24 protein-coding genes are annotated in these 22,570 nt (G+C 53.2%); 13 read left to right on the top strand and 11 right to left on the bottom strand.

What is annotated here, in order from left to right; all coding sequences use genetic code 11:
* Positions 1 to 16: 16 nt before the first annotated feature.
* From potI to nfsA, 7 genes are all read right to left on the bottom strand, one after another.
* Positions 17 to 862: a putrescine ABC transporter permease PotI gene (gene potI, locus L3069_RS07075; RefSeq protein WP_022647574.1), complete on the bottom strand. Its 846-nt coding sequence runs from the start codon at positions 860 to 862 to the stop codon at positions 17 to 19.
* Positions 859 to 1,812, bottom strand: a complete 954-nt coding sequence (gene potH, locus L3069_RS07070) for a putrescine ABC transporter permease PotH (RefSeq protein WP_022647573.1) — start codon at positions 1,810 to 1,812, stop codon at positions 859 to 861. Before potH ends, potI begins: the two co-directional genes overlap by 4 nt.
* A gap of 9 nt (positions 1,813 to 1,821) precedes the next feature.
* On the bottom strand, positions 1,822 to 2,955 hold the full coding sequence (potG, locus tag L3069_RS07065) for a putrescine ABC transporter ATP-binding subunit PotG (RefSeq protein ID WP_023299684.1): 1,134 nt from the start codon (positions 2,953 to 2,955) through the stop codon (positions 1,822 to 1,824).
* Between the two features lie 143 nt (positions 2,956 to 3,098).
* Entirely contained in the window at positions 3,099 to 4,211 is a 1,113-nt protein-coding gene (potF, locus tag L3069_RS07060; protein WP_022647572.1) for a spermidine/putrescine ABC transporter substrate-binding protein PotF, read from the bottom strand.
* A 350-nt stretch (positions 4,212 to 4,561) separates the two neighbouring features.
* Complete coding sequence (locus L3069_RS07055) at positions 4,562 to 5,038, bottom strand: YbjN domain-containing protein (protein WP_126509584.1); 477 nt, start codon at positions 5,036 to 5,038, stop codon at positions 4,562 to 4,564.
* Between the two features lie 63 nt (positions 5,039 to 5,101).
* Positions 5,102 to 6,004 carry a 30S ribosomal protein S6--L-glutamate ligase gene (gene rimK / locus L3069_RS07050; protein WP_032621711.1) on the bottom strand — a complete coding sequence of 301 codons (903 nt, stop codon included), beginning with the start codon at positions 6,002 to 6,004 and terminating at the stop codon, positions 5,102 to 5,104.
* A gap of 64 nt (positions 6,005 to 6,068) precedes the next feature.
* Complete coding sequence (nfsA, locus tag L3069_RS07045) at positions 6,069 to 6,791, bottom strand: nitroreductase NfsA (RefSeq protein WP_023299683.1); 723 nt, start codon at positions 6,789 to 6,791, stop codon at positions 6,069 to 6,071.
* 185 nt (positions 6,792 to 6,976) lie between these two features.
* Between nfsA and L3069_RS07040 the strand changes: the two genes are divergently transcribed.
* Complete coding sequence (locus L3069_RS07040) at positions 6,977 to 7,246, top strand: GrxA family glutaredoxin (RefSeq protein WP_014169305.1); 270 nt, start codon at positions 6,977 to 6,979, stop codon at positions 7,244 to 7,246.
* 30 nt (positions 7,247 to 7,276) lie between these two features.
* Here the strand turns inward: L3069_RS07040 and L3069_RS07035 are convergent, their stop codons facing one another.
* Positions 7,277 to 7,651, bottom strand: coding sequence for an inner membrane protein YbjM (locus L3069_RS07035; protein ID WP_023299682.1), 375 nt, complete (start codon positions 7,649 to 7,651; stop codon positions 7,277 to 7,279).
* Positions 7,652 to 7,925: 274 nt separating this feature from the next.
* Between L3069_RS07035 and L3069_RS07030 the strand changes: the two genes are divergently transcribed.
* The 3 genes from L3069_RS07030 (at position 7,926) to L3069_RS07020 (ending at position 11,164) form a co-directional block, all read left to right on the top strand.
* Entirely contained in the window at positions 7,926 to 9,611 is a 1,686-nt protein-coding gene (locus L3069_RS07030; RefSeq protein WP_032676350.1) for an aspartate:alanine antiporter, read from the top strand.
* 266 nt (positions 9,612 to 9,877) lie between these two features.
* Positions 9,878 to 10,276, top strand: coding sequence for a hypothetical protein (locus L3069_RS07025; RefSeq protein WP_038415743.1), 399 nt, complete (start codon positions 9,878 to 9,880; stop codon positions 10,274 to 10,276).
* A gap of 105 nt (positions 10,277 to 10,381) precedes the next feature.
* Positions 10,382 to 11,164, top strand: coding sequence for a DUF2971 domain-containing protein (locus L3069_RS07020; RefSeq protein WP_063135929.1), 783 nt, complete (start codon positions 10,382 to 10,384; stop codon positions 11,162 to 11,164).
* Between the two features lie 137 nt (positions 11,165 to 11,301).
* Here the strand turns inward: L3069_RS07020 and L3069_RS07015 are convergent, their stop codons facing one another.
* Complete coding sequence (locus tag L3069_RS07015; RefSeq protein WP_023305770.1) at positions 11,302 to 12,027, bottom strand: hypothetical protein; 726 nt, start codon at positions 12,025 to 12,027, stop codon at positions 11,302 to 11,304.
* Between the two features lie 833 nt (positions 12,028 to 12,860).
* Here L3069_RS07015 and L3069_RS07010 point away from each other — a divergent pair.
* The 5 genes from L3069_RS07010 (at position 12,861) to arsC (ending at position 16,582) form a co-directional block, all read left to right on the top strand.
* Positions 12,861 to 13,568 (top strand): hypothetical protein, encoded by a 708-nt coding sequence (locus L3069_RS07010; RefSeq protein WP_038415739.1) that lies wholly within the window; start codon positions 12,861 to 12,863, stop codon positions 13,566 to 13,568.
* 221 nt (positions 13,569 to 13,789) lie between these two features.
* Positions 13,790 to 14,269 (top strand): type VI secretion system tube protein TssD, encoded by a 480-nt coding sequence (locus L3069_RS07005; protein ID WP_038415738.1) that lies wholly within the window; start codon positions 13,790 to 13,792, stop codon positions 14,267 to 14,269.
* A 224-nt stretch (positions 14,270 to 14,493) separates the two neighbouring features.
* Positions 14,494 to 14,814, top strand: coding sequence for a metalloregulator ArsR/SmtB family transcription factor (locus tag L3069_RS07000; protein WP_038415737.1), 321 nt, complete (start codon positions 14,494 to 14,496; stop codon positions 14,812 to 14,814).
* 40 nt (positions 14,815 to 14,854) lie between these two features.
* The gene (locus L3069_RS06995; protein WP_023299679.1) at positions 14,855 to 16,144 is read left to right on the top strand and encodes an arsenic transporter; all 1,290 of its coding nucleotides are present in this window, start codon (positions 14,855 to 14,857) and stop codon (positions 16,142 to 16,144) included.
* A gap of 12 nt (positions 16,145 to 16,156) precedes the next feature.
* Positions 16,157 to 16,582, top strand: coding sequence for a glutaredoxin-dependent arsenate reductase (gene arsC / locus L3069_RS06990; RefSeq protein ID WP_023299678.1), 426 nt, complete (start codon positions 16,157 to 16,159; stop codon positions 16,580 to 16,582).
* A 27-nt stretch (positions 16,583 to 16,609) separates the two neighbouring features.
* Here the strand turns inward: arsC and L3069_RS06985 are convergent, their stop codons facing one another.
* Complete coding sequence (locus tag L3069_RS06985; protein ID WP_032624580.1) at positions 16,610 to 17,161, bottom strand: TetR/AcrR family transcriptional regulator; 552 nt, start codon at positions 17,159 to 17,161, stop codon at positions 16,610 to 16,612.
* An 82-nt stretch (positions 17,162 to 17,243) separates the two neighbouring features.
* Here L3069_RS06985 and L3069_RS06980 point away from each other — a divergent pair, with 82 nt between their 5' ends.
* The gene (locus tag L3069_RS06980) at positions 17,244 to 18,458 is read left to right on the top strand and encodes an MFS transporter (protein WP_023299676.1); all 1,215 of its coding nucleotides are present in this window, start codon (positions 17,244 to 17,246) and stop codon (positions 18,456 to 18,458) included.
* Positions 18,448 to 19,260 carry a Cof-type HAD-IIB family hydrolase gene (locus tag L3069_RS06975; RefSeq protein ID WP_022647558.1) on the top strand — a complete coding sequence of 271 codons (813 nt, stop codon included), beginning with the start codon at positions 18,448 to 18,450 and terminating at the stop codon, positions 19,258 to 19,260. The genes L3069_RS06980 and L3069_RS06975 overlap by 11 nt, the downstream gene beginning before the upstream one ends.
* A gap of 524 nt (positions 19,261 to 19,784) precedes the next feature.
* Here L3069_RS06975 and L3069_RS06970 read toward each other — a convergent pair.
* Entirely contained in the window at positions 19,785 to 21,017 is a 1,233-nt protein-coding gene (locus L3069_RS06970) for an MFS transporter (protein ID WP_022647557.1), read from the bottom strand.
* 167 nt (positions 21,018 to 21,184) lie between these two features.
* Between L3069_RS06970 and L3069_RS06965 the strand changes: the two genes are divergently transcribed.
* Entirely contained in the window at positions 21,185 to 21,913 is a 729-nt protein-coding gene (locus tag L3069_RS06965; RefSeq protein ID WP_038415736.1) for a phosphatase PAP2 family protein, read from the top strand.
* Between the two features lie 7 nt (positions 21,914 to 21,920).
* A complete protein-coding gene (gene ybjG / locus L3069_RS06960) occupies positions 21,921 to 22,529 on the top strand; it encodes an undecaprenyl-diphosphate phosphatase (RefSeq protein WP_022647555.1) in 609 nt (202 codons plus the stop codon).
* The last annotated feature ends 41 nt before the right edge of the window (positions 22,530 to 22,570 follow it).

Raw genomic sequence — 22,570 nt, 5'->3', positions numbered from 1 at the left:
GGAAATAATAATTCCTTCAGCCGCGTCTTGCACGCTGGATATCGCGCACGCGCTGCTTTTCCGCGCGCGCCATCAAATACCAGGCGATAAATCCGACAATTCCGACCACGCCGAGGATGATGGAGGCCAGGGCATTAATCTCCGGATTCACCCCCATGCGCACGCTGGAGAAGACCAGCATCGGCAGCGTCGTCGCGCCCGGCCCCGACACAAAGCTGGCGATAACCAGATCGTCGAGCGAGAGCGTGAACGCCAGCAGCCAGCCGGAGATCACCGCCGGCATAATCATCGGCAGCGTAATGATGAAAAAGACCTTCAGCGGCGTGGCGCCGAGATCCATCGCCGCCTCTTCAATGGAGCGATCCAGCTCGCGCAGCCGCGAGGAGATGACCACCGCCACATACGCCGTACAGAAGGTGACGTGCGCCAGCCAGATGGTGAGCATCCCGCGATCCGCTGGCCAGCCGATGGCGTGCGCCAGCGCGACAAACAGCAGGAGCAGCGACAGACCGGTGATGACGTCCGGCATGACCAGCGGGGCGGTGATCATAAACGCAAAACCATTTGCTCCGCGAAAACGGCCGAAGCGCACCATCACCAGCGCGGCAATCGTGCCCAGCACGCAGGCCATCGTCGCCGCCAGCGCCGCAATGGTCAGGCTCAGCCCCACCGCGCTCATCATCGCATCATCGTGGAACAGCTCGCTGTACCAGCGCGTCGACCAGCCCGCCCAGACGGTGACCAGCTTAGAGCTGTTGAACGAGTAGATCACCAGCATCAGCATCGGCGCGTACAGGAAGGTAAAGCCGATAATCAGGATCAGAATTCGCCACGGGGAGCGTACTACCGGTAAGTTGTTCATCCGTGGTCTCCCATCTGTTTCTGCTGATGTTTGTGGAACCACATGATCGGCACGATCAGCAGCAGTAACATGACAATCGCCACCGCCGAGGCCACCGGCCAGTCGCGGTTATTGAAGAACTCCTGCCACAGCACGCGGCCAATCATGATGCTGTCCGGGCCGCCGAGCAGTTCGGGGATCACAAACTCCCCGACCGCCGGGATAAACACCAGCATCGATCCGGCGATGATCCCGCCTTTTGTGAGCGGCACAATGACGCTGAAGAACGTCTTCAATGGGCGTGCGCCGAGATCCAGCGAGGCTTCCACCAGCGAGTAATCGATTCGCGTCAGCGCCGTGTAGATTGGCAGCACCATAAACGGCAGATAGGCATAGACAATCCCGATATACACCGCAAGGTTGGTATGCAGGATCGTCAGCGGCTGGTCGATCACCCCAAGCCACAGCAGGAAGTTATTCAGTATGCCGTTATTCTTCAGGATCCCCATCCACGCGTACACGCGGATCAGGAAAGATGTCCACGACGGTAAAATGACCAACAGCAGTAAAATATTTCGCGTCGACGGCTTGCTGTGCGCCACTGCCCACGCCAGCGGGTAGCCCATCAACAAGCAGCAGATCGTTGAGATCGCCGCAACCTGTAACGACTGTAAATAGGCTTCGAAATAGAGCGGATCCTCAGTCAGTTGCAGGAAATTCCCAAGGTTTAAGGTCAGCGTCAGTTGCCCGTCGGCCCACTCCCACAGATCGGTATACGGCGGGATCGCCCGCGCCATCTCCGCCAGGCTGATCTTAAAGACGATCAGGAACGGCAGCAGAAACAGCAGGATCAGCCAGATATAGGGCATGGCGATGACCAGCTTGCGGCCATGCGCCATCTGCACGCGCGCCAGCCAGTGCGAGAAACCGCCCGGTTTTTTGACGCGGGCTGGAGGTTCAAGTGTGCTCATGACCGCTCCTTATACCGTCAGGACTACGCAACTGTCCGCATCCCAGCACAGGCTCACTTCGTCGCCCCAGGTTGGCTGTCCCTTGCGATACCGGTGTTCGTTCTGTAACTGGGCGCTGAGCATCTGGCCGCTTTTCAGGCGGACATGGTAAATCGACAGATCGCCGAGATAGGCGATGTGTACCACTTCGCCCACGGCAAAGTTATAGCCATCGGCGGGCGGCTCATCGCAAAGCATGATTTTTTCCGGGCGCAGGGCAACGTAAACCGGCACGTTGTCCACCACGGAATTATCAGAATCAACCTTAAGCGGGTGCACCAGCCCCGGCGATTCAATCACCAGACCGTCGTCATGGCGTTCCTTCAGCAGCCCTTCGAAGACGTTTACCGAGCCGATGAACTCCGCGCTGTAGCGGGTTGTCGGGTGTTCGTAAATCTCCTCCGGCTCGCCGATCTGCACGAACTTACCGCGATTCATGATCGCAATGCGCCCGGCCATGGTCATCGCCTCTTCCTGGTCGTGCGTCACCATCACGCAGGTCACCCCTACGCGCTCAAGGATATCCACCACTTCCAGCTGCATCCGGTCGCGCAGCTTTTTATCCAGCGCGCCCATCGGCTCGTCGAGCAGGAGTAATTTTGGACGCTTCGCCAGACTTCTTGCCAGCGCCACGCGCTGACGCTGGCCACCGGAAAGCTGATGCGGCTTACGCTTCGCGAACTCCTGCATGTGCACCAGGCTCAGCATCTCCGCCACGCGCGCGGTGATTTCGGCTTTCGGCAGTTTGTCCTGCTTCAGGCCGAAGGCGATGTTCTGCTCGACGGTCATGTGCGGGAACAGGGCATAGGACTGGAACATCATGTTAATGGGCCGCTGGTACGGCGGCACGCTGGAGAGGTCTACCCCATCCAGCACGATCTGCCCGGCGGTAGGTTGTTCAAACCCGGCCAGCATGCGCAGCAGGGTCGATTTACCGCAGCCGGATGCGCCGAGCAAAGCAAATATTTCACCTTTGTAGATCGTCAGGCTGACATCGTCCACGGCATGCTGGCCGTCGAAGGATTTGGTGAGGTTTCGAATTTCAAGAAGCGGGGTCAGCGCTTTACGGACTTTCGCCTGCGGGCGGGGGATCGCGTCATTCACGGGGTGCTCTCCGGCATAGATCAACACTGGTGCAAACGCACCGTCAGGGTGCGTATCGCCGGGCGGCGCTAACGCTTGCCCGGCCTACGGGATTTGTCGGCCCGGTAAGCGACAGCGCCACCGGGCAACGATATCAAACGCCGTTACTTACCGCTTTTCACCTTCGTCCACGCGCGGGTACGCACACGGTCAATTTTCGGTTCCTGCACTTTCAGGGTGAAGAGCTTGGCAAACACATCGGCTGGCGGGTAGATCGCCGGATTATTGCGGATTTCTTCGCTCACCAGCGGCACGGAGGCCTTGTTACCGTTGGCGTAGTAGACGTGGTCGCTGATGTGGGCAATCACTTCCGGACGCATCAGGTAGTTGAGGAACTGATACGCTTCCTCTTTGTTTTTCGCATCAGCCGGCATCGCGAAGACGTCGAAGAACGCCAGCGCCCCCTCCTTCGGAATGAAGTAGGAAACATTCACACCGTTTTTCGCCTCTTTCGCACGGTTCGCCGCCTGCCAGACGTCACCCGCCCAGCCGATGGCCACGCAGATATCCCCGTTAGCCAGGTCGTTGATGTACTGAGAGGAGTGGAAGTAGCGAATATTCGGACGCAGCTTCAATAGCAGGTCGGTCGCCGGACCGGTGTAGTCGTCGGCCTTGCTGCTGTTTGGATCTTTGCCGAGATAGTTAAGCACGGTGGCGAAAATCTCTTCCGGCGCATCGAGGAAAGAGACGCCGCAGCTTTTCAGCTTCTCGAGGTTTTCCGGCTTCAGCACCACGTCCCAGCTGTCCAGCTTGACGTCCGGGCCCAGCGCCGCTTTGACTTTATCCACGTTAAAGCCAATACCGGTGGTCGCCCACAGGTAAGGCATGGCGTATTTGTTGTCCGGATCATGCTTCGCCACCAGCTTCAGCACTTCCGGGTCAAGATTTTTCCAGTTCGATAACTTGTTCTTGTCCAGCGGCTGGAAGACACCGGCGGTCAGCTGACGCTCCAGGAAGCTTGCAGAGGGCACCACCAGGTCGAAACCGGTACTGCCCGCCATCAGTTTGCCTTCCAGTACTTCGTTGGAATCGAATACGTCGTAGACAACCTTAATGCCGGTCTCTTTTTCAAAATTCGCGACGGTGTCCGGCGCAATATAGTCAGACCAGTTATAGACGTGCAGCGTTTTTTGTTCCGCAGCGAGCGTGCCGGCAGAGACGGCCATCAGAGCACCCGCAACCAGACCCGATAACCATTTTTTATTCAAGGCGATCATATTGTTATTCCTTCTGAAAGCTCGTTAACAAACGAACCAAAACTGTGCAGCCTGAAGATATGCAATATTCATGCATAGTTTGTCGCTCTGCCCGAAATAAAATACACCCCTCTTCCCGGCAGGTTCCGCTCGCTTTTTTAAGCACCGCAAGAATAACTGTAGCCCGTGTCTCCGGCTATAGCCCAGACGAAAAAACGCCTTTTATCAATTTTTTATGCAGATTATGTCTACGTGATAAGCCGAAACGGCCTGAGAGGAGGTGAAAAATTCTTTAAAGAAAGGTTAAAAGCAGCAGAAAAAGCGGTGTTATGCAGCCGCTCTGGTAGCGACTGCGCAAAAGTCAGACAGGCTTAGTGGAGAAAATTGGAAGATGCAACATTATTCTCGGCATCATCTTCCGCGCTATACAGCAGGTGATGTGCGTTGGCTTCCATCATTACCATGGAAATTTGCTCTTCGCTCAGGCGCATAAACCAGGCGAACTGTTTGAAGGAGAGCCCCGCGCCGGAGAATAAAGACTGGCAAACCACCAGCTTCGGCAGATTATCATCCTGTATGTCGAGAAACGCTTTCACCGTCAAAGAACTGGCGTTAATCGCTGACAGATCGGATGCCAGTGCAAGCAGCGCTGAAGGCTTCACTTCAGCCAGCGCCGAGAACAGGATCACGTCGTTAATCAGATCAATTTTGGCATCAAAAATACCATCGAAATTTTGCATGTGAGGCAGATGCAGCGCCTGGCAGGAGTCGCATTCGAAAAAAGTAATACCGGCATCATCGAGCCATTGACGTAACGTATCCAGTGTAGGTACGACCTGTAAATCCATCGCTGTGCAGCCTCTTAAATAAAAACGTTGTCCAGCTTACGCAAAAAGTGCGCGCCGATCCATTTAACCGCCCGTTTTCAGGCAAAATCCCGGCGTCGCATGGCGTTCAATCCATGCGATCATTTTACCTGCAATATCGACGCCTGTGGTTTTTTCCACCCCTTCCAGCCCCGGCGAGGCGTTAACTTCCATCACCAGCGGCCCGCGGTCGGCACGCAGCAGATCGACCCCCGCCACGTCCAGGCCCAGCGTCTGCGCCGCTTTCACCGCAATCTCGCGCTCGCGCTCGCTGATAAGGGCCACCCGCGCGATACCGCCGCGGTGCAGGTTAGAGCGGAAGTCGCCCTCTTTCGCCTGCCGCTCTATGGCGGCCACCACTTCATCGCCCACCACAAAGCAGCGGATGTCGCACCCTTTGGCCTCTTTAATATACTCCTGCACCAGAATATGGGCATTCAGACCGCGAAAGGCATCAATCACGCTTTCCGCCGCCTGACGCGTCTCCGCCAGTACCACCCCAATACCCTGCGTGCCTTCCACCAGCTTAATGACCAGCGGCGCACCGCCCACCATGTCGATTAAATCGCTGGTGTCGTCCGGGGAGTGAGCAATCCCGGTGACGGGCAAATCGATCCCCTGGCGCGCCAGCAGTTGCAGCGAGCGCAGCTTATCGCGGGCGCGTGAGATCGCCACGGACTCATTGAGCGGATAGCTTCCCAGCATTTCAAACTGGCGCAGCGCGGCCGTGCCGTAATAGGTGATCTGGGAGCCAATGCGGGGAATTACCGCATCAAAATGCGGGAGTTTGCGGCCTTTGTAATGAATCGACGACGCCGCAGGGTCGATGTTCATATAGCAGGACATCGGATCGAGGATCTCAACCTGATGTCCGCGTTTCGCCGCCGCTTCTCGCAGGCGTTTACATGAATAGAGCGTTCCATCCCGGGACAATATGGCAATTTTCACCCTGCACCTCTCTAAAGACATGGGAAAAGCCTGCCTATCATACACGAGGCGCAGGAGGAAGGGACTATCGCGTTGCCCAGCCCTGTTTGTGCAGGTAATCAAGAATGAACGGGCGGTTTTCTTTAATGATGGTGCGACGAATATGGTCGCTCCAGGTATCGCGGCGGTTGTTGCTGTCGCGCGTCAGATAGTAGTTCGCCAGCTCTTCATCGTATTGATGCAGAACGTCCTGATCGACCGGCTGGTAGTGGTTTTCATGCACCAGCATCGCAGCAGGAATACGCGGCTTCAGATCCGGGTTATCCGCCGGCCAGCCGAGGCACAGACCAAACAGCGGCAACACGTGTTTCGGCAGCTTCAGCAGTTGCGTCACGCTTTCGATGTTATTACGCAGCCCGCCGATATAGACGCCGCCAAGCCCCAGCGATTCCGCCGCCGTGAACGCGTTTTGCGCCATCAATGCCGTATCCACCACGCCCAGCAGCAGCTGTTCCGCCAGCCCCAGCTCCGCCTCAGGACAGATTTGCAGGTGACGGTTAAAATCGGCGCAGAACACCCAGAACTCAGCCGCCTGGGCAACGTGCTTTTGTCCGCCCGTCAGCGTTACCAGCTGCTCACGCATCGCCGGATCGGTGATGCGGATAATGGAGCTGCACTGCAAAAAGCTGGAGCTGGAGGTGCCTCTTGCGCTGTCGATGATCGCGTCCCGCTGCGCCTGGGTGATCGGCTCATCGGTGAAATGGCGAATGGAACGGTGGGAACGAAGCAGGTCAATGGTTGGCGTCATTTTGTCTCTCTTTGTATTGCGTAAAACGTATGGCAGCCAGTATAGGCAATGATCCACCTGATGTAATTGGCGAAACATAGCCTGACTGTATCAAAGTGACAGGTGAAACCTTCTTTCCATGACGGCAGGTTATCGTGCACTATAGGGATTATTCGCCGTCAGGCTTGTTTTTTGAGGAGAGAGAAATGTTTGCAGTAATTTTTGGTCGTCCAGGATGCCCTTACTGTGTGCGCGCGAAAGAGCTGGCTGAGAAACTGACTGAAGAACGTGATGATTTCAACTTCCGTTACGTGGATATCCACGCGGAAGGCATCAGCAAAGCCGATCTGGAAAAAACCGTGGGTAAACCGGTTGAAACCGTGCCGCAAATCTTCCTCGATCAGAAACACATCGGCGGCTGCACCGATTTCGAAGCGTACGCCAAAGAGCACCTGGGCCTGTTTGCCGCTCAGTAATGCTAAGACGCCCTCACCCTGAGGGCGTTTTTATTTATGATGCTTCCGCTGTTGCAGCAGGCTGCGCATAAATAAGAAACAGAGCGCCCCCAGCGCACACCAGAAAACGCCACTTAGTAGCCACGCCACTTCCTGCCAGACGCTTCTCGACGAGAGAAACAGCACGCGCATCAGAAGCAGGCAGAGGGGCGCCGCAAGGATGGCCCCCAGCAGCGGCATTACCACCTCGCCTTTGCGCGAGAGAAAACTGGCCACTACCCCCGGCAGGATGAAGAACAACAGGCCCAGCTCGGGATGACCGGACGCTCTGAAGGCGCCCTTCACATTAAAAGCAAGCGACATGCAAACGACCGTAAACAGCAAAAAGCAGCTGATTACGCCAACCCAGTTTCGTTTAAAGTTCAAACTATCCTCCTGACTTATCTCTATCAAATACAAAAATCGTCCGGTGGACGCCCAGTCAGATAAAGCATTGCGGCAATCCTTGCCAAAGCACGCACACAAGTCGTGCGATAATAGGTGGCTGTCGGTAGCTATTACGATTAAACTAACCGCCTGCTAGTGTTTAGGGTATTTATCAGGAAGCAGGGAGGTGCAAAGTGATTCCCTGACTCTGAAAACAGTAGCCCAAATAGTCCTTTCATTCAACAACTTACTGGTAAACAAGAAGTTAGCCTCCGTGAATATAAACGTCGCAGACTTGTTAAATGGGAATTACATCCTGTTATTATTTGTGGTACTGGCACTGGGCCTTTGTCTGGGTAAATTGCGCCTGGGTTCAGTTCAACTTGGTAATTCCATTGGCGTTTTAGTCGTCTCCCTGTTATTAGGTCAGCAACATTTCAGTATTAACACGGACGCGCTTAACTTAGGTTTCATGCTGTTTATTTTCTGTGTTGGCGTAGAAGCCGGTCCGAACTTTTTTTCCATTTTCTTCCGAGACGGCAAAAATTATCTGATGCTGGCGCTGGTGATGGTCGGCAGCGCCCTGCTGATTGCGTTAGGGCTGGGCAAACTGTTTGGCTGGGACATCGGCTTAACGGCCGGTATGCTGGCAGGCTCGATGACCTCCACGCCGGTGCTTGTTGGCGCGGGGGATACGCTTCGTCATTCTGGCATGGCAGGCACGCAGCTTTCCGCCGCGCTGGATAACCTGAGCCTGGGCTATGCCCTGACCTATCTGATTGGTCTGGTGAGCCTGATTGTTGGCGCGCGCTATCTGCCAAAACTTCAGCATCAGGATCTCCAGACCAGCGCCCAAACCATTGCCCGAGAGCGTGGTCTGGATACGGACTCCAAACGTAAAGTATACCTGCCGGTGATCCGCGCATACCGCGTCGGGCCAGAGCTGGTTGCCTGGACCGACGGGAAAAACCTGCGCGAGCTGGGGATCTACCGTCAGACCGGCTGCTACATCGAACGTATCCGTCGTAACGGCATTCTGGCAAACCCGGACGGTGACGCGGTACTCCAGATGGGCGATGACATCGCTCTGGTTGGCTACCCGGACGCCCACGCGCGTCTCGATCCGAGCTTCCGCAACGGGAAAGAGGTGTTTGACCGCGACCTGCTGGACATGCGTATCGTAACTGAAGAGATTGTGGTGAAGAACCACAACGCCGTGGGCCGCCGTCTGGCGCAGCTGAAGCTGACCGACCACGGCTGTTTCCTCAACCGCGTGATCCGCAGCCAGATTGAAATGCCTATCGACGATAACGTGGTGCTTAATAAAGGCGATGTGTTGCAGGTCAGCGGCGATGCCCGACGTGTTAAAACCGTTGCCGACCGTATCGGCTTTATCTCGATTCACAGTCAGGTGACGGACCTGTTAGCCTTCTGCGCCTTCTTCATTGTTGGCCTGATGATCGGGATGATCACCTTCCAGTTCAGTAACTTTAGCTTCGGCATCGGTAACGCTGCCGGTCTGCTGTTCGCCGGGATCATGCTGGGCTTCCTGCGAGCGAACCATCCCACCTTCGGCTACATCCCTCAGGGAGCGCTGAACATGGTGAAAGAGTTCGGTCTGATGGTCTTTATGGCGGGTGTCGGCTTAAGCGCCGGGAGCGGCATTGGCAATGGCCTGGGTGCGGTCGGCTGGCAAATGTTGGTTTCCGGACTTATCGTCAGCCTGGTACCGGTAGTCATCTGCTTCCTGTTCGGCGCCTACGTGCTCCGCATGAACCGCGCCCTGCTCTTCGGCGCGATGATGGGCGCGCGCACCTGCGCACCGGCAATGGAGATCATCAGCGACACCGCGCACAGCAATATTCCGGCGCTGGGCTATGCAGGCACCTACGCCATCGCAAACGTGCTGCTGACGCTGGCAGGTACGCTGATCATCATTATCTGGCCAGGACTCGGATAAATCTCAAGATTGCGTGTGGCTGAAAAAATTTTCGTTACGCGCAGAACTTTTTACGCAGGGTGCAGTCATAACTAGTGCCACTGCTTTTCTTTGATGTCCCCAATTTGTGGAGCCCATCAACCCCGCCATTTTTGGTTCAAGGTTGATGGGTTTTTTGTTGCCTGCTATTTTATCCCTTCCAAATCACTGACTTACTCACTCCATTTCATGCCAATGGCGGCAAAGTGGCGACAGAGAAAGCTCATTAACTATGTAAGGCTACAGCTATGGCATCAGATAGAAAAGCCAGGTACGATTCTATCGAACTTTACGTTCCAGAAGACCTAAGGCAAAAATTCATAGATGGTTTTGATGAAGTGGGTTTGCATGCTGGAGTGGTACGTTGTTTCTCCGCCAAGCCATCAACCGTAAAAGAATTTCTTAGCGTACTATATGAACGTGGTAAAACCTATGCACCATTAGTACTGAAGGCACTTGAAATGTTACAGAGAAAAAATAGCATTAAAATAGAAATTTGCTCAGATCGAAGAATCATTGATTTAAAAGGTTTTTCAACTGAGGATGCTCTTGAAATTATCAAGGCCTCAAATGCAATTAAAGTTTCTCATATAGAGAGTATCGAAGAACAAAGCGACACATCTGGATTCAAAAATTCAAAAGAATAATGATATTGACATCAAAAAAACTTGCAATCAATCATTATCACCGAAATTGCATTTAGGATGCACAGTTTCACAGCATCTTTGAATATTTAATAGAGGAGATATCTAATGTTAAATGTTGGCATCAACCATTCCCTGACACGACCAGTCAATAGGAAATTCTATAAATATCTTAATATGGAAAATTGCTTAAAAACCCTGAGTAACGGTACATTATGGTATTCAAGACCAGAAAAATTCAACGATCCTTTTGACTGCTACCCATATTTTCCATCCCAAGGCAAACAAAAACTTTTTAAAAGACTTAAAAGCATCTATAAACTCGAACAAAAGGCATCTAATAAATTATTGCAAAGAAATTTTAATTTAATGAGTCAAACAGGCGTAGGTGGAATAACTCATCGTTTAGTGTCAAATAACTTAACAGTCACATGTTTTAGTTTAGACCATTTATCCGCTCCTATGTGGGCACATTATGCCGACGAACATCAAGGCTTTGCAATTGAGTTTGAATATACATCCGAAATGATTGCACGAATTTCAAAAACTGAAAATCCAATAATAATACTTCCTTTCGATGTTAATTATACCGACATGCGACCTGCCTTATATGACAAAGACGGTAATATGAACGGGTTGAATATTGCACTATCTAAAAGCAAACAATGGGCTTATGAACAGGAAGTAAGAGCATTAAGTAACCGTGAGGGTATCCATGAATTTTCCAGATTTCAAATTACTAAGGTTTTTGCCGGAGTAAGAGCTGGTAAAGAGAATAAAGCCAAGATAAGAGGCGCAATCGCTGATATGAATAAAGAGATAAATTTACGATGCAAATTTATTGAACTTGGTATGGCATTCGATAGCTACAAATTTGTTGAGTTGAATTAATTTCAATTAGGTATGGGGATATCCACAATTGTTAAAGTGAAACTCGTTGCAGATTGTTATGAAGTGGCTTCCATGCGAAGCCTTCAACATTACTAACATAATTCCAATTACAGCTCCCCTTTTGAGAGTATAAACTTTCATTTTAAATTCGTAAAACTACATTCAGTTTTCTCTATAAACTTAAATTCCCGATAATCTCGTGTGACAAGCACTGCATCTGAGTTTATTTGTAAAGCATGATATTTCCCATTACACATGAGGGTATCCTTTTCACCATTAGCCACGGTCACACCAATAAAATACATCAATAACAATGCCGACATGCCCCAAGTTAAATATACAAATTGTGTTAATACATTAAACTTATGAGCAGCTTTTATTGATCCAGTAACTCTAGGTGATTTCAAATAAATATTAAACCTCCGCATATACCATTTTGTATTTACATTCTTTGGCACAACAGAAAACTCAGCCAGAAAAACAAAACAAAATACAAACACAATAAATGATAGTTTTGATATTGTCGGGTCATGAAAAAAATCCATTATAGCCAAAAGCATTGTAATGATAATTAGACTATTTCGTTTAAAGAAAAGCCTCCATGGTTCACTCAGTGTCACAGCATCAGTCTGGCCTTCATTTATTTCACGCTCACCTATCGAAGTCAACATGTCAATAAAAAATGACATTAACCCTAAGACCCCTAACAAAAAAACACCAACCTTTATCATTGAAATCAACTGGATATCAATAAACTGCTCAGGAATGTTTTTTGCTCTGAAATATCCTAAAAAATATACGTATGTATATAAGTATGAACATGCAGTAATTATTAAAACCAATAATCCATCTTTGATTTTCATTATGCCACCATTATTCAATAAACAAGCACATTCAAAATGTGCGCATTTCAAGAATTTCAGTCAATTGTAAATTGGTATCAATCTGAAGGCCACGTCATCCTTGATTTCATCGCAAAAGATCATAACACATGATTACTTTATCAGTCATTTACACTCACGCAAAAAAACAGAAAAAATCATATAAATCAGATTATTAGCCAAGGCAGGGGCAAAGATATAAATCCAGAAAAATGAAAAACACTGAAATTCTTTTCAATCTTTTCAGTTCTGGGTTTCTGTTGAGCCGCCAGCACTGGCGCGGTATGGCGGTCTGATTTGGAGAAAAATAAAACTGAAAAAATTTTATGATCCAAAAACCGCAGGCGGGTGCGGTGTAGTGCGATTTTGGTCTGCGAAAGATTTTTTTGGCCATGCTGTGACGCGCCAGCGCCCTGCTGGGGGCTCGATCTGCTTTAAGGGTGGCGCTAACTGCCTGAAAGGCTGGAACACGCCAGAGCGCTACTAGTTGCGCGTGGCAAAGTCTGTATGTGATGATATTTCTGTTGGATTTTGGAACGAGTCACTCAATGTTGAACTTATCTATTCGCACTAAAAGCTCGCCGATAAATCGCATATTGGTTAAAAAACATCAAGTCATTATCCTAAAAATACCCTGCTTTTCATGAACATGATCTGCTTTGAACTTCCATATTAGTTACAGATATACGCTGGAGCGGATAGAAACACTATGGAGGGGACAGGAATGCAGTTTTCAAGTTCAGTAATAGCAATGCCGGTCTTAGGGGATGCAGCAAAAAATCGCTCAATTGAGCTGAAGTGCGAGGTCCGTAAGCATGTACCATTCTGAAGAGATCATCCGCCAGCTTCAGAGCCAAAAGATACTGGCAATGAAGCTGGACCGGGCGGTACGTGATGTAGGTGAAGAGGTAAAGAGCCACCTGAATAATATAGGTGCCGGTGCCCAACGCCTGCTGTACTACACCTCCTGCTTTACTGATGAATATTACGATGTATGCACCCGACAAAACCTGGAGGACGCTCGATTCCGAAAGGGCATATTCCATCTCGTTTCTCGCTGGAACATCGTCTTTGACCTAATCAACACGTACGTAGAGGAGCTGGTTAAGGATTATTCCCCGGCAGAATTATCAGCGATACAGCATGCTCTAATGCGCGCTAACGTTTATATATCCACCAGCACGCTAACCTCGTATTCATTCTCTGCAGGCGTCGCATCGACTGTTTGCCTCTATGTGACCCTTCCACCTTCAGTGTTAAAGGGCGTTTCAGGATTAACGGGCGCGGCTATTGGAGGGCTGGGGATATACGGGGTTGTGCAAAAAGCTGCTGACAGCGCTCATCGCCTGCAAGTGATGCATCCCGCCTACTATCAAGCGTTATACCTGCGAGAACTGGAGATGATGTATTTCCTGGTGGAGCCTGCTTTTATGCGCGCGGGCGTGCTAACCCAGCAATGGACTGACAGTCAAAGCCCTTATGATGCTGCTGACACGATCCTGAAGCTAATGGGTAGACACTGATGGGCTTTTTAAGACGCTGGTTCAAATCTCAGGCTCAGTTTTTCTTCTGGACCTATGTCCCGATCATCCTCACGTTCATTTTTGGCTATGTCCTTGACGTTTACTTCCCTGAGGTTAGCCAGGGATTCATCCTCCTGTTTTACCTGGTAACACTGGGACTGGCTTACTGGATATGGCATTGAGGAACATCAATGCGTTACGCTTACTAATAAGGAAATTACATGTCTACACCCGCACACCTATGGCTAGAAGACGAGAACGGTTCGCCGATTATCGGTAGCTGCATGATGCCCACGCGTCTTGGTTCCATAGAGCTAAAATCGTTCTCCCACGGTGTAACCATTCCGGTTGATCCAAGCTGGGGTAAACTCACCGGCACGCGCGTCCATCGCCCTATTACGATAGTTAAAGAATTTGATCAGACTACCCCGCTTCTTTACCGCACCGTGTGCGAAGGGAGAGTTATGAAGAAGGGAATCATTAAGATGTACCGCATTCTGGAGTCCGGGATCGAGGCCGAATATTTCAATATCGTGATGGAAAACGTTAAGTTCACGACAGTGGCACCCTTCATGACCCCTAACGGGATGAGCAGCACCCATCTTGAAACGCTCGAATTGCGTTACGAAGCAATCTCATGGAAGTACACGGAGGGGAATATCATTTACCGTGACACCTGGAACGATCGCTGCTGCGCCTGAACACAGAAGAGCGTTGAAAGTGAGCAGATATGAAGAAACCGTCCCCCTGGGGCGGTTTCTTTCCCATGACTATCAGGAGTAGTCCGGACAAGCCATAAAGACTATTTTGACCTTAGCGAGTCCTCCAGTCGCTTTTTTATCCTTCCTGCTATCTCCTTCTTCTCTCCTTTACTACAATCACATATGATTTAATGCATATGACACAAAACATTCAGGATGACAGAATGCTCCACCCGCTCCAGCTCTTCAAAACCCTCTCCGACGAAACGCGCCTCTCCATCGTCATGCTTCTGCGTGAAGCGGGCGAGCTGTGCGTCTGCGATCTCTGCTCCGCTACCAACGAGCCGCAGCCGAAAGTCTCCCGCCATATGGCATTGCTGCGTGAGGCCGGGCTGGTCATCGATCGTCGTGAGGGTAAATGGATCTACTACCGTCTCTCTCCCAACATGCCCGCGTGGGCGGCAACCGTTATCGATAACAGCTGGAACTGCCTGCGAGAAGAGACACGTATGAAGCTGAAAAACCGCCTCCCGGGCTCGTGCTGACCACAACACATTCACAAAAACAGATATAACGGAGTAAAAGATGTTTCTGGCAGGGGCTATTTTTCTGTTTACGCTGGTACTGGTTATCTGGCAGCCCAAAGGGCTCAGTATCGGCTGGAGTGCCACCATTGGCGCCGCGCTGGCGCTGGCGAGCGGTGTGATCCACGTTAACGATATTCCGGTGGTCTGGAACATCGTCTGGAATGCGACGGCCACGTTTATCGCGGTAATCGTTATCAGTTTGCTGCTGGATGAGTCCGGTTTTTTCGAGTGGGCGGCGCTGCACGTTGCTCGCTGGGGAAACGGTCGCGGGCGGTTGCTGTTTACCTGGATCGTGCTGCTGGGTGCGGCCGTGGCGGCGCTGTTCGCCAATGACGGTGCGGCATTGATCCTGACGCCTATCGTTATCGCCATGCTGCTGGCGCTGGGGTTCAGCAAGCAGGCCACGCTGGCGTTCGTGATGGCGGCGGGATTTATCGCCGATACCGCCAGCCTGCCGCTGATTGTCTCCAACCTGGTCAACATCGTCTCAGCGGACTTCTTTAAGCTGGGCTTTAGCGAATACGCCTCGGTGATGATCCCGGTTGATATCGCCGCAATTGCCGCGACGCTGGTGATGCTGCATCTGTTCTTCCGCAAGGAAATACCGCCGGAATATGACCTGGCAAAACTCCGCGAGCCCGCACGGGCCATTCATGACCTGCCGACGTTCAGAACGGGCTGGATCGTGCTGCTGCTACTGCTCGTCGGTTTCTTTGTGCTTGAACCTCTGGGTATCCCGGTCAGCGCTATCGCAACAACTGGCGCGCTGATTTTATTTGCCGTTGCGAAACGCGGGCACGCCATCAACACCGGGAAAGTGCTGCGCGGCGCACCCTGGCAGATCGTTATCTTTTCGCTGGGGATGTATCTGGTGGTGTATGGCCTGCGTAATGCCGGGCTGACGGAGTCTCTTTCAGGCGTTCTTGATCGCTTAGCCGGACATGGACTCTGGGCCACTACGCTGGGAACCGGATTTATCACCGCCTTTCTGTCATCCATAATGAACAATATGCCAACGGTATTGATCGGCGCGCTCTCCATTGAGGGTAGTGCGGCAACAGGCTTGATTAAGGAGGCGATGATTTACGCTAACGTGATTGGCTGCGATCTGGGGCCGAAAATCACCCCCATCGGTAGCCTGGCTACCCTGCTATGGCTTCATGTGCTGGCACAGAAAAACATGACCATTACCTGGGGCTACTATTTCAGGACGGGCATCATAATGACGCTGCCAGTTCTGTTTGTGACGCTCGCCGCGCTGGCGCTACGTCTCTCCTTCACACTGTAATGAGTAACGGATATGAGCAACATCACTATCTACCACAACCCGGCCTGCGGCACGTCGCGCAATACGCTGGAGATGATCCGCAACAGCGGTACGGAACCCGAAATTATTCTCTATCTTGAGAACCCACCGTCGCGTGATGAACTGACCAGGCTGATTGCAGACATGGGGATTCCCGTGTGCGATCTGCTGCGCAAAAACGTCGAGCCTTACGAGCAACTGGGCCTTGCCGGGGGAAATTTCACCGATGACCAGCTTATTGATTTCATGCTGCTATACCCCATTCTGATTAACCGTCCGATTGTGGTGACGCCGCTGGGTACACGTCTGTGCCGCCCTTCTGAAGTCGTTCTCGACATCCTTCCGGACGCGCAAAAAGGGGCATTTACGAAGGAAGATGGCGAAGTCGTCGTTGACGCCAGCGGGAAAAAAATCTCCTGACATCAGGCGTGGCCGGGGCGAGCGCTATCAGACGGTATCCTCGCCTGCAATCCGTCCCACTATCGCCCGGATCTCCTCCCGGGTTAACGGCGACCGGTCGGTTACAAAATGCAGCGTCATCCCCTCGATAAACGCATCCAGCGCACGGGCGGTGGCCGGATCAAACCACTGCTCAAGCGTAGTCTGGCTCATCTTCATCCAGTCCTGCATCACCGTTTTCAGCGCGGCGCTGCGGTGCATAAAAGCGTACAGCTGATACATCAGCGCCATATTGTGTGGCGTGGTCACGGCTGAACTGTGGATCAGCGTGGTAATGGCCTCGCACGCCCTCTCCCGCCCGGTCACCCCCGCGAAGAAATCCCGGTACTGCTGAGACATCTGCTGCGTAAACCACGTGAACGCCTCCTCCAGAAGCGACTCCATCCCGTCGAAATAGTAGGTCATCGACCCCAGCGGTACGCCTGCACAGGTGGCAATTTTGCGGTGCGTGACGGCATGAATACCGTGCTCAGCAATGGTGTCCAACGTCGCCTGGAGTATCTTCTCGCGGCGGTTAGGGTCGTTTGGTGGTCTGCTCATAAAATCCTCATCCGGTTTATGTACAAATGTACACAAAGTTGCTAGTGTTGTCGCTATTGTTGTACTTCTGGTGCTGATCCCAATGACGCTAACTTCTCCTCGCAAAGCCCTGCATCTGCGCATGTGGGCGCTGTTTATGTTCTTCTTCATCCCCGGGCTGCTGATGGCTTCCTGGGCAACGCGCACCCCGGCAATCCGCGATACGCTATCCGTCTCGACGGCGGAGATGGGGATCGTGCTGTTTGGCCTGTCGATTGGCTCGATGAGCGGCATCCTCTGCTCGGCCTGGCTGGTGAAGCGCTTTGGCACGCGCGCGGTGATCCGTACCACCATGTGCTGCGCCGTGGTGGGAATGTTCGCTTTGAGCGTGGCGCTGTGGTTCGCCTCGCCGCTGATGTTTGCCCTTGGGCTGATGGTATTTGGCGGCAGCTTTGGTGCGGCTGAAGTGGCCATTAACGTTGAGGGGGCCGCCGTCGAACAGGCGATGAACAAAACGGTGCTGCCCATGATGCATGGCTTTTACAGTCTCGGCACGCTGGCGGGCGCGGGCGTGGGGATGGCGCTGACGGCGCTGGGCATTGCGGCCAATGTGCACATTTTGCTGGCGGCGCTGGTCTGTATTATACCGATCCTCACCGGCATCAGGGCTATTCCCGCAGGCACAGGACAACACGCCTCGGACGAACAGAAGTCTGCGGCAAAAGGGTTGCCCTTCTATCGTGATTTCCAGCTAATGCTGATTGGCGTGGTGGTGCTGGCGATGGCATTTGCTGAAGGCTCCGCCAACGACTGGCTACCGTTGCTGATGGTGGACGGGCACGGATTTAGCCCCACCTCCGGCTCGCTGATCTACGCTGGATTTACGCTCGGTATGACCGTCGGACGCTTTACCGGCGGCTGGTTTATCGACCGTTACAGCCGCGTGGCGGTCGTCCGTGCCAGCGCCCTGCTTGGTGGGCTGGGCATCGCGATGATCATCTTTGTGGATGTGGACTGGATTGCCGGCGTGTCGGTGATCCTGTGGGGGCTGGGCGCCTCCCTTGGCTTCCCGCTGACCATTTCCGCTGCCAGCGATACCGGTCCCGATGCGCCGACGCGCGTGAGCGTTGTGGCGACCACGGGCTACCTTGCCTTCCTGGTGGGGCCACCGCTGCTTGGATTCCTCGGTGAGCACTACGGGTTGCGCAGCGCCATGCTGGTGGTGTTAGGGTTAGTGATTATTGCCGCCCTGGTGGCGCGTGCGGTGGCAAAACCGGAAGCAGAACAAACGACAATGGAGAAGGGATATGAGCGTTAAACTGATTGCAGTCGACATGGATGGCTCCTTCCTGAGCGATGCGAAAACCTATAATCGCGCGCGTTTTCTGGCGCAGTACGCGCGCATGAAAGCGCAAGGCATCCGTTTTGTGGTCGCCAGCGGAAACCAGTACTACCAGTTGATCTCATTTTTCCCCGAGATCGCCCATGAAATCGCCTTCGTCGCCGAAAACGGCGGCTGGGTGGTGGATGCGGGCGAAGACGTGTTTAACGGCGAACTGTCGAAAGAGCATTTTCTGACCGTCGCCACCCTGTTAAACGACGTGCCCGGCATTGAGATAATTGCCTGCGGAAAAAACAGCGCCTACACGCTGAAAACGTATAACGACCTCTTTAAAGAGATTGCGGCGAAATACTATCACCGCCTTGAAAGCGTCAGCAGCTTTGACAACCTCAACGATATTTTCTTCAAGTTCGGGCTTAACGTCTCTGACGACGAAATACCGCGCATTCAGGCGCTGCTGCATGAGAAGCTTGGTGACATCATGGTGCCGGTGACCACGGGTCACGGCAGTATCGACCTGATAATCCCTGGCGTGCACAAAGCTAACGGCCTGCGGATCCTGCAAGCGCGCTGGGGCATTGAGGACAGTGAAGTGGTGGCCTTTGGCGACAGCGGTAACGACGTGGAGATGCTGCGCCAGGCTGGGTTTGGCTTCGCGATGGCCAACGCCAGACCGCATATAAAGGCTGTGGCCCGCTATGAAGCGCCGAACAATAATGACGAAGGGGTGCTGGACGTGATTGATATGGTGCTGGAGGGGAAGGCGCCGTTTAATTGATTCCGTGCGCTCTGGTGCCTTCACCCTAACCCTCTCCCACAGGGCTGAGGGTTCCCCACAAAATAATGCCTGCACAGATGGCCCCCTCTCCCTTGAGGGAGAGGGCTGGGGTGAGGGGGAACATACGGCTCTGGTGGTCATTCCGTTCACTTTATGTTCCTTGCTACTCTGTCACGACATGACCGGTGAATGTGCCAGGGTGGCTCAGTCGCCACCACCCTGGCAACCCGGGCTTCCGGCGGAAAATCGCCGCTTCGCGGTGCCTTCGGCTTATTCCTTCCGGCTTATCGGGGACGGGCGGAGGTAACATCCCTGTAAAGCCCGCCCTCTCGGCGCATCCCTGCGCCTCGCCCCGGCCTACAGGAAACGCCTCAGCGATTTACAGCCGGACCGAGGCATCGCTGAAAGCCCTCAGTTATTCTGAGGCAACGTTATCGCTTTTGCTTTCAAATTACTGGGGATCCCTCAGCCCACAGGGAGAGGGAACTGTCCCGAGCTCGCCCAGCGGGGAGAGGGAATAAGGATTACGGTTGCAGTGCGCTTCCGACGCGTTTGTCCTTCAGGAACACCACCATCAGCCCTACCCACAGCACACCGTTTGCGAGGTTGAACAGGCTGAACAGCCCGTTACCGCCGAAAGCATAGGCATGTTTGCTCACCTCAATACCGACAGTGAAAATCAGCATTTGCAGCATCCCCATCGCGGCAGACACCGTGCCTTTACTCATTTCACTGGCGAACAGCGTCAGGCGCACCAGGCCAGCATTCGCCACGCCGATACCAAACGCGTAAACACTCAGCCCCGCCGTCATCCACAGGTACGCATGAGACGAGGCTACGGTCGCCACCGCCGCGATAATCAGCCCTGCCGCTATGGGCCAGCCGCCCAAAATAATCAGCGAACGCACGGTACGGCGCGACGTCAGACGCGCCAGCACCAGGTTACCGATAATCAGCGCGCCAAAAATCGGCACCTGTAACAGGCCATACTCATAGCTGCTAAGCTGTTCGCCGCTGATGATAATGACCGGCGACTGGGCAATCCACGCCAGCAGTGGCAGGCTGACAAACCCCGTCGCCAGCGCGCCCGCGACAAAACGACCGTTTTTCAGCACTGCCTTATAATCCCGCCCCAGCTCTTTAAGCGAGAGCTTTTCGCCCAGGCGGGTGGCGGTTTCCGGCATCGCACGGTGCAGGCCAAAGAAAGAGATAGCCGCAAGCGCGGCAAAGAGGACGAACATCCCCTCCCACGGCGCGACGTGAACCCATGCGGCTCCCACCAGCGGCCCAAGAAGCGGTGCAATCAGCGCCACGTTTGCCATCAGCGCGGTAATTTTGATACACACCGCCTCCTCAAACGACTCCTGAATAGCGGCATAGCCCACGGCGCCAATAAAGCACAGGCTCACGCCCTGAAGGAAACGCAGCAGCGTGAACTGCTCAATACTCTGCGCCAGCAGCGTGGCGAGACAGGTGACGATAAACCACACTACGCCCGTCAGCATCACCGGACGGCGGCCAATACGATCCGACAGCGGCCCTAACAGCCACTGTAAAAACATGCCGCCCGCCAGATAGGCGGTCATGGATGTCGGTACCCACTCAATACCTGCGTTGTACTGCTCAACCACAGCCAGCATGCCGGGCTGGATCATGTCGTTGCCGATGTAGGTAGAGAATTCGTAAAGCACCAGACACAGAGGAAAAAGTAACGCCTGACGACCCAGACGATTACCGGAAGAAGAACGGTTTATCATGCAATCTCTTTAGTATGAAAAAATCGCGATGAGTGTAATGAATTGCCGCTGTCTGAGATAGCAAATTAACGTGAAAAAACAGAAATAACGCACTTATCGTTGTTGTTTAAGGTTTCCTTAAGTTGCCCTCCCTATGATAGTGCTATTTCACGTTATTGACCGAAACTATGACACACGCCGTCAGCCCTTCAGAATTATCTAAGTTACCGACAAATAAGACAAAACGTCTTTACCGTTTGCCTCCCCGCTTTTATGGTTATCAACTTTTCGTGCTTATTGCCCTTGCGGTGCTTTTTACCTGGCTTTCGCGCGATGAATCGCTTGACCGATGGATAACCGGTTTCTGGTATGACGCAGCGACGCATCATTTTCCGCTACAGCAAAACCCGCTGCTGGATCTGCTGAACCATCGGCTGGCGAAATATGTGACCATTGTTATCGCTGCCGCATCGCTGATTTACGGCGCTTACAAACGCAATGCCCGACTGGTAACGGCCGCGCTTCTGATGGGGCTGGGTGCGCTGGTAGTAGGGGTGCTGAAAAGCATAAGCCACCACAGCTGTCCGTGGGATCTGGTGGAATATGGCGGCAGGTCCGTTTCGTATCCCCTGTTCAGCGCCGTTCCGGCAGACAGCGGACCGGGACGCTGCTTTCCCGGCGGCCACGCCTCCAGCGGGTTTATGGTGATGGGGCTGTTTTTTGCCTTCTGGCGTGAACGTCCGCGCCTGGCATGGTCCTTTGTCGCGTCAGGCGTTGTTATGGGGCTGGTGATGGGCTTCGGGCAGGTCATGCGCGGCGCGCATTTTTTCTCTCACAACCTGTGGGCCGGGTGGTGGGTCTGGTTTTCCCAGGTGCTGGTTTACGGGCTGGTTTCCGCCCGGTTTGCTAAAGAGTAACGAGATTATGTTAGAAAATCTGAACTACGAACTGTTTTACCTGCTCAACGCCACGCCGTCGTCACCGGAATGGATGATCGATCTCGCCACCTTCATTGCGAAAGATCTGATTAGCATTGTACCGGCGCTGGCGGTGATCCTCTGGTTATGGGGACCTCGTACACAGGTCACCGCCCAGCGCCATCTGGTGATCAAAATGGCGATGGCAATTGGCGTGAGCGTGCTGGCAAGCTACGTGCTGGGTCACGCCTTCCCGCACGATCGTCCGTTTGTCGATCGCGTCGGCTACAACTTCCTGCACCATGCGCCGGATGACTCGTTCCCGAGCGATCACGGCACGGTGATCTTCACCTTTGCGCTGGCCTTCCTGTTCTGGCATCGCCTGTGGTCCGGCGTAGTGCTGATGGGCGTGGCAGTCGCCATCGCCTGGTCCCGCGTCTACCTGGGGGTGCACTGGCCGCTGGATATGGTCGGCGGTTTCCTGGTGGGGCTGATGGGCTGCGTCAGCGCAGCCATCCTGTGGAGCCTCTTTGGCCCGGCGCTTTATCGTGGATTATCACAGGCCTATCGCGTTCTGTTTGCCCTTCCGATCCGCAAAGGCTGGATACGTGACTAACCCCGGTCCGTCAGGTTACACTTGAGCCCCCGCCCTGCGGG

The sequence above is a fragment of the Enterobacter cloacae complex sp. ECL411 genome (assembly GCF_021869665.1).
GTDB lineage: Bacteria > Pseudomonadota > Gammaproteobacteria > Enterobacterales > Enterobacteriaceae > Enterobacter > Enterobacter intestinihominis.
The sequence above is the reverse complement of the archived record's forward strand: the minus strand, read 5'-3'. Positions and strand labels throughout refer to the sequence as shown.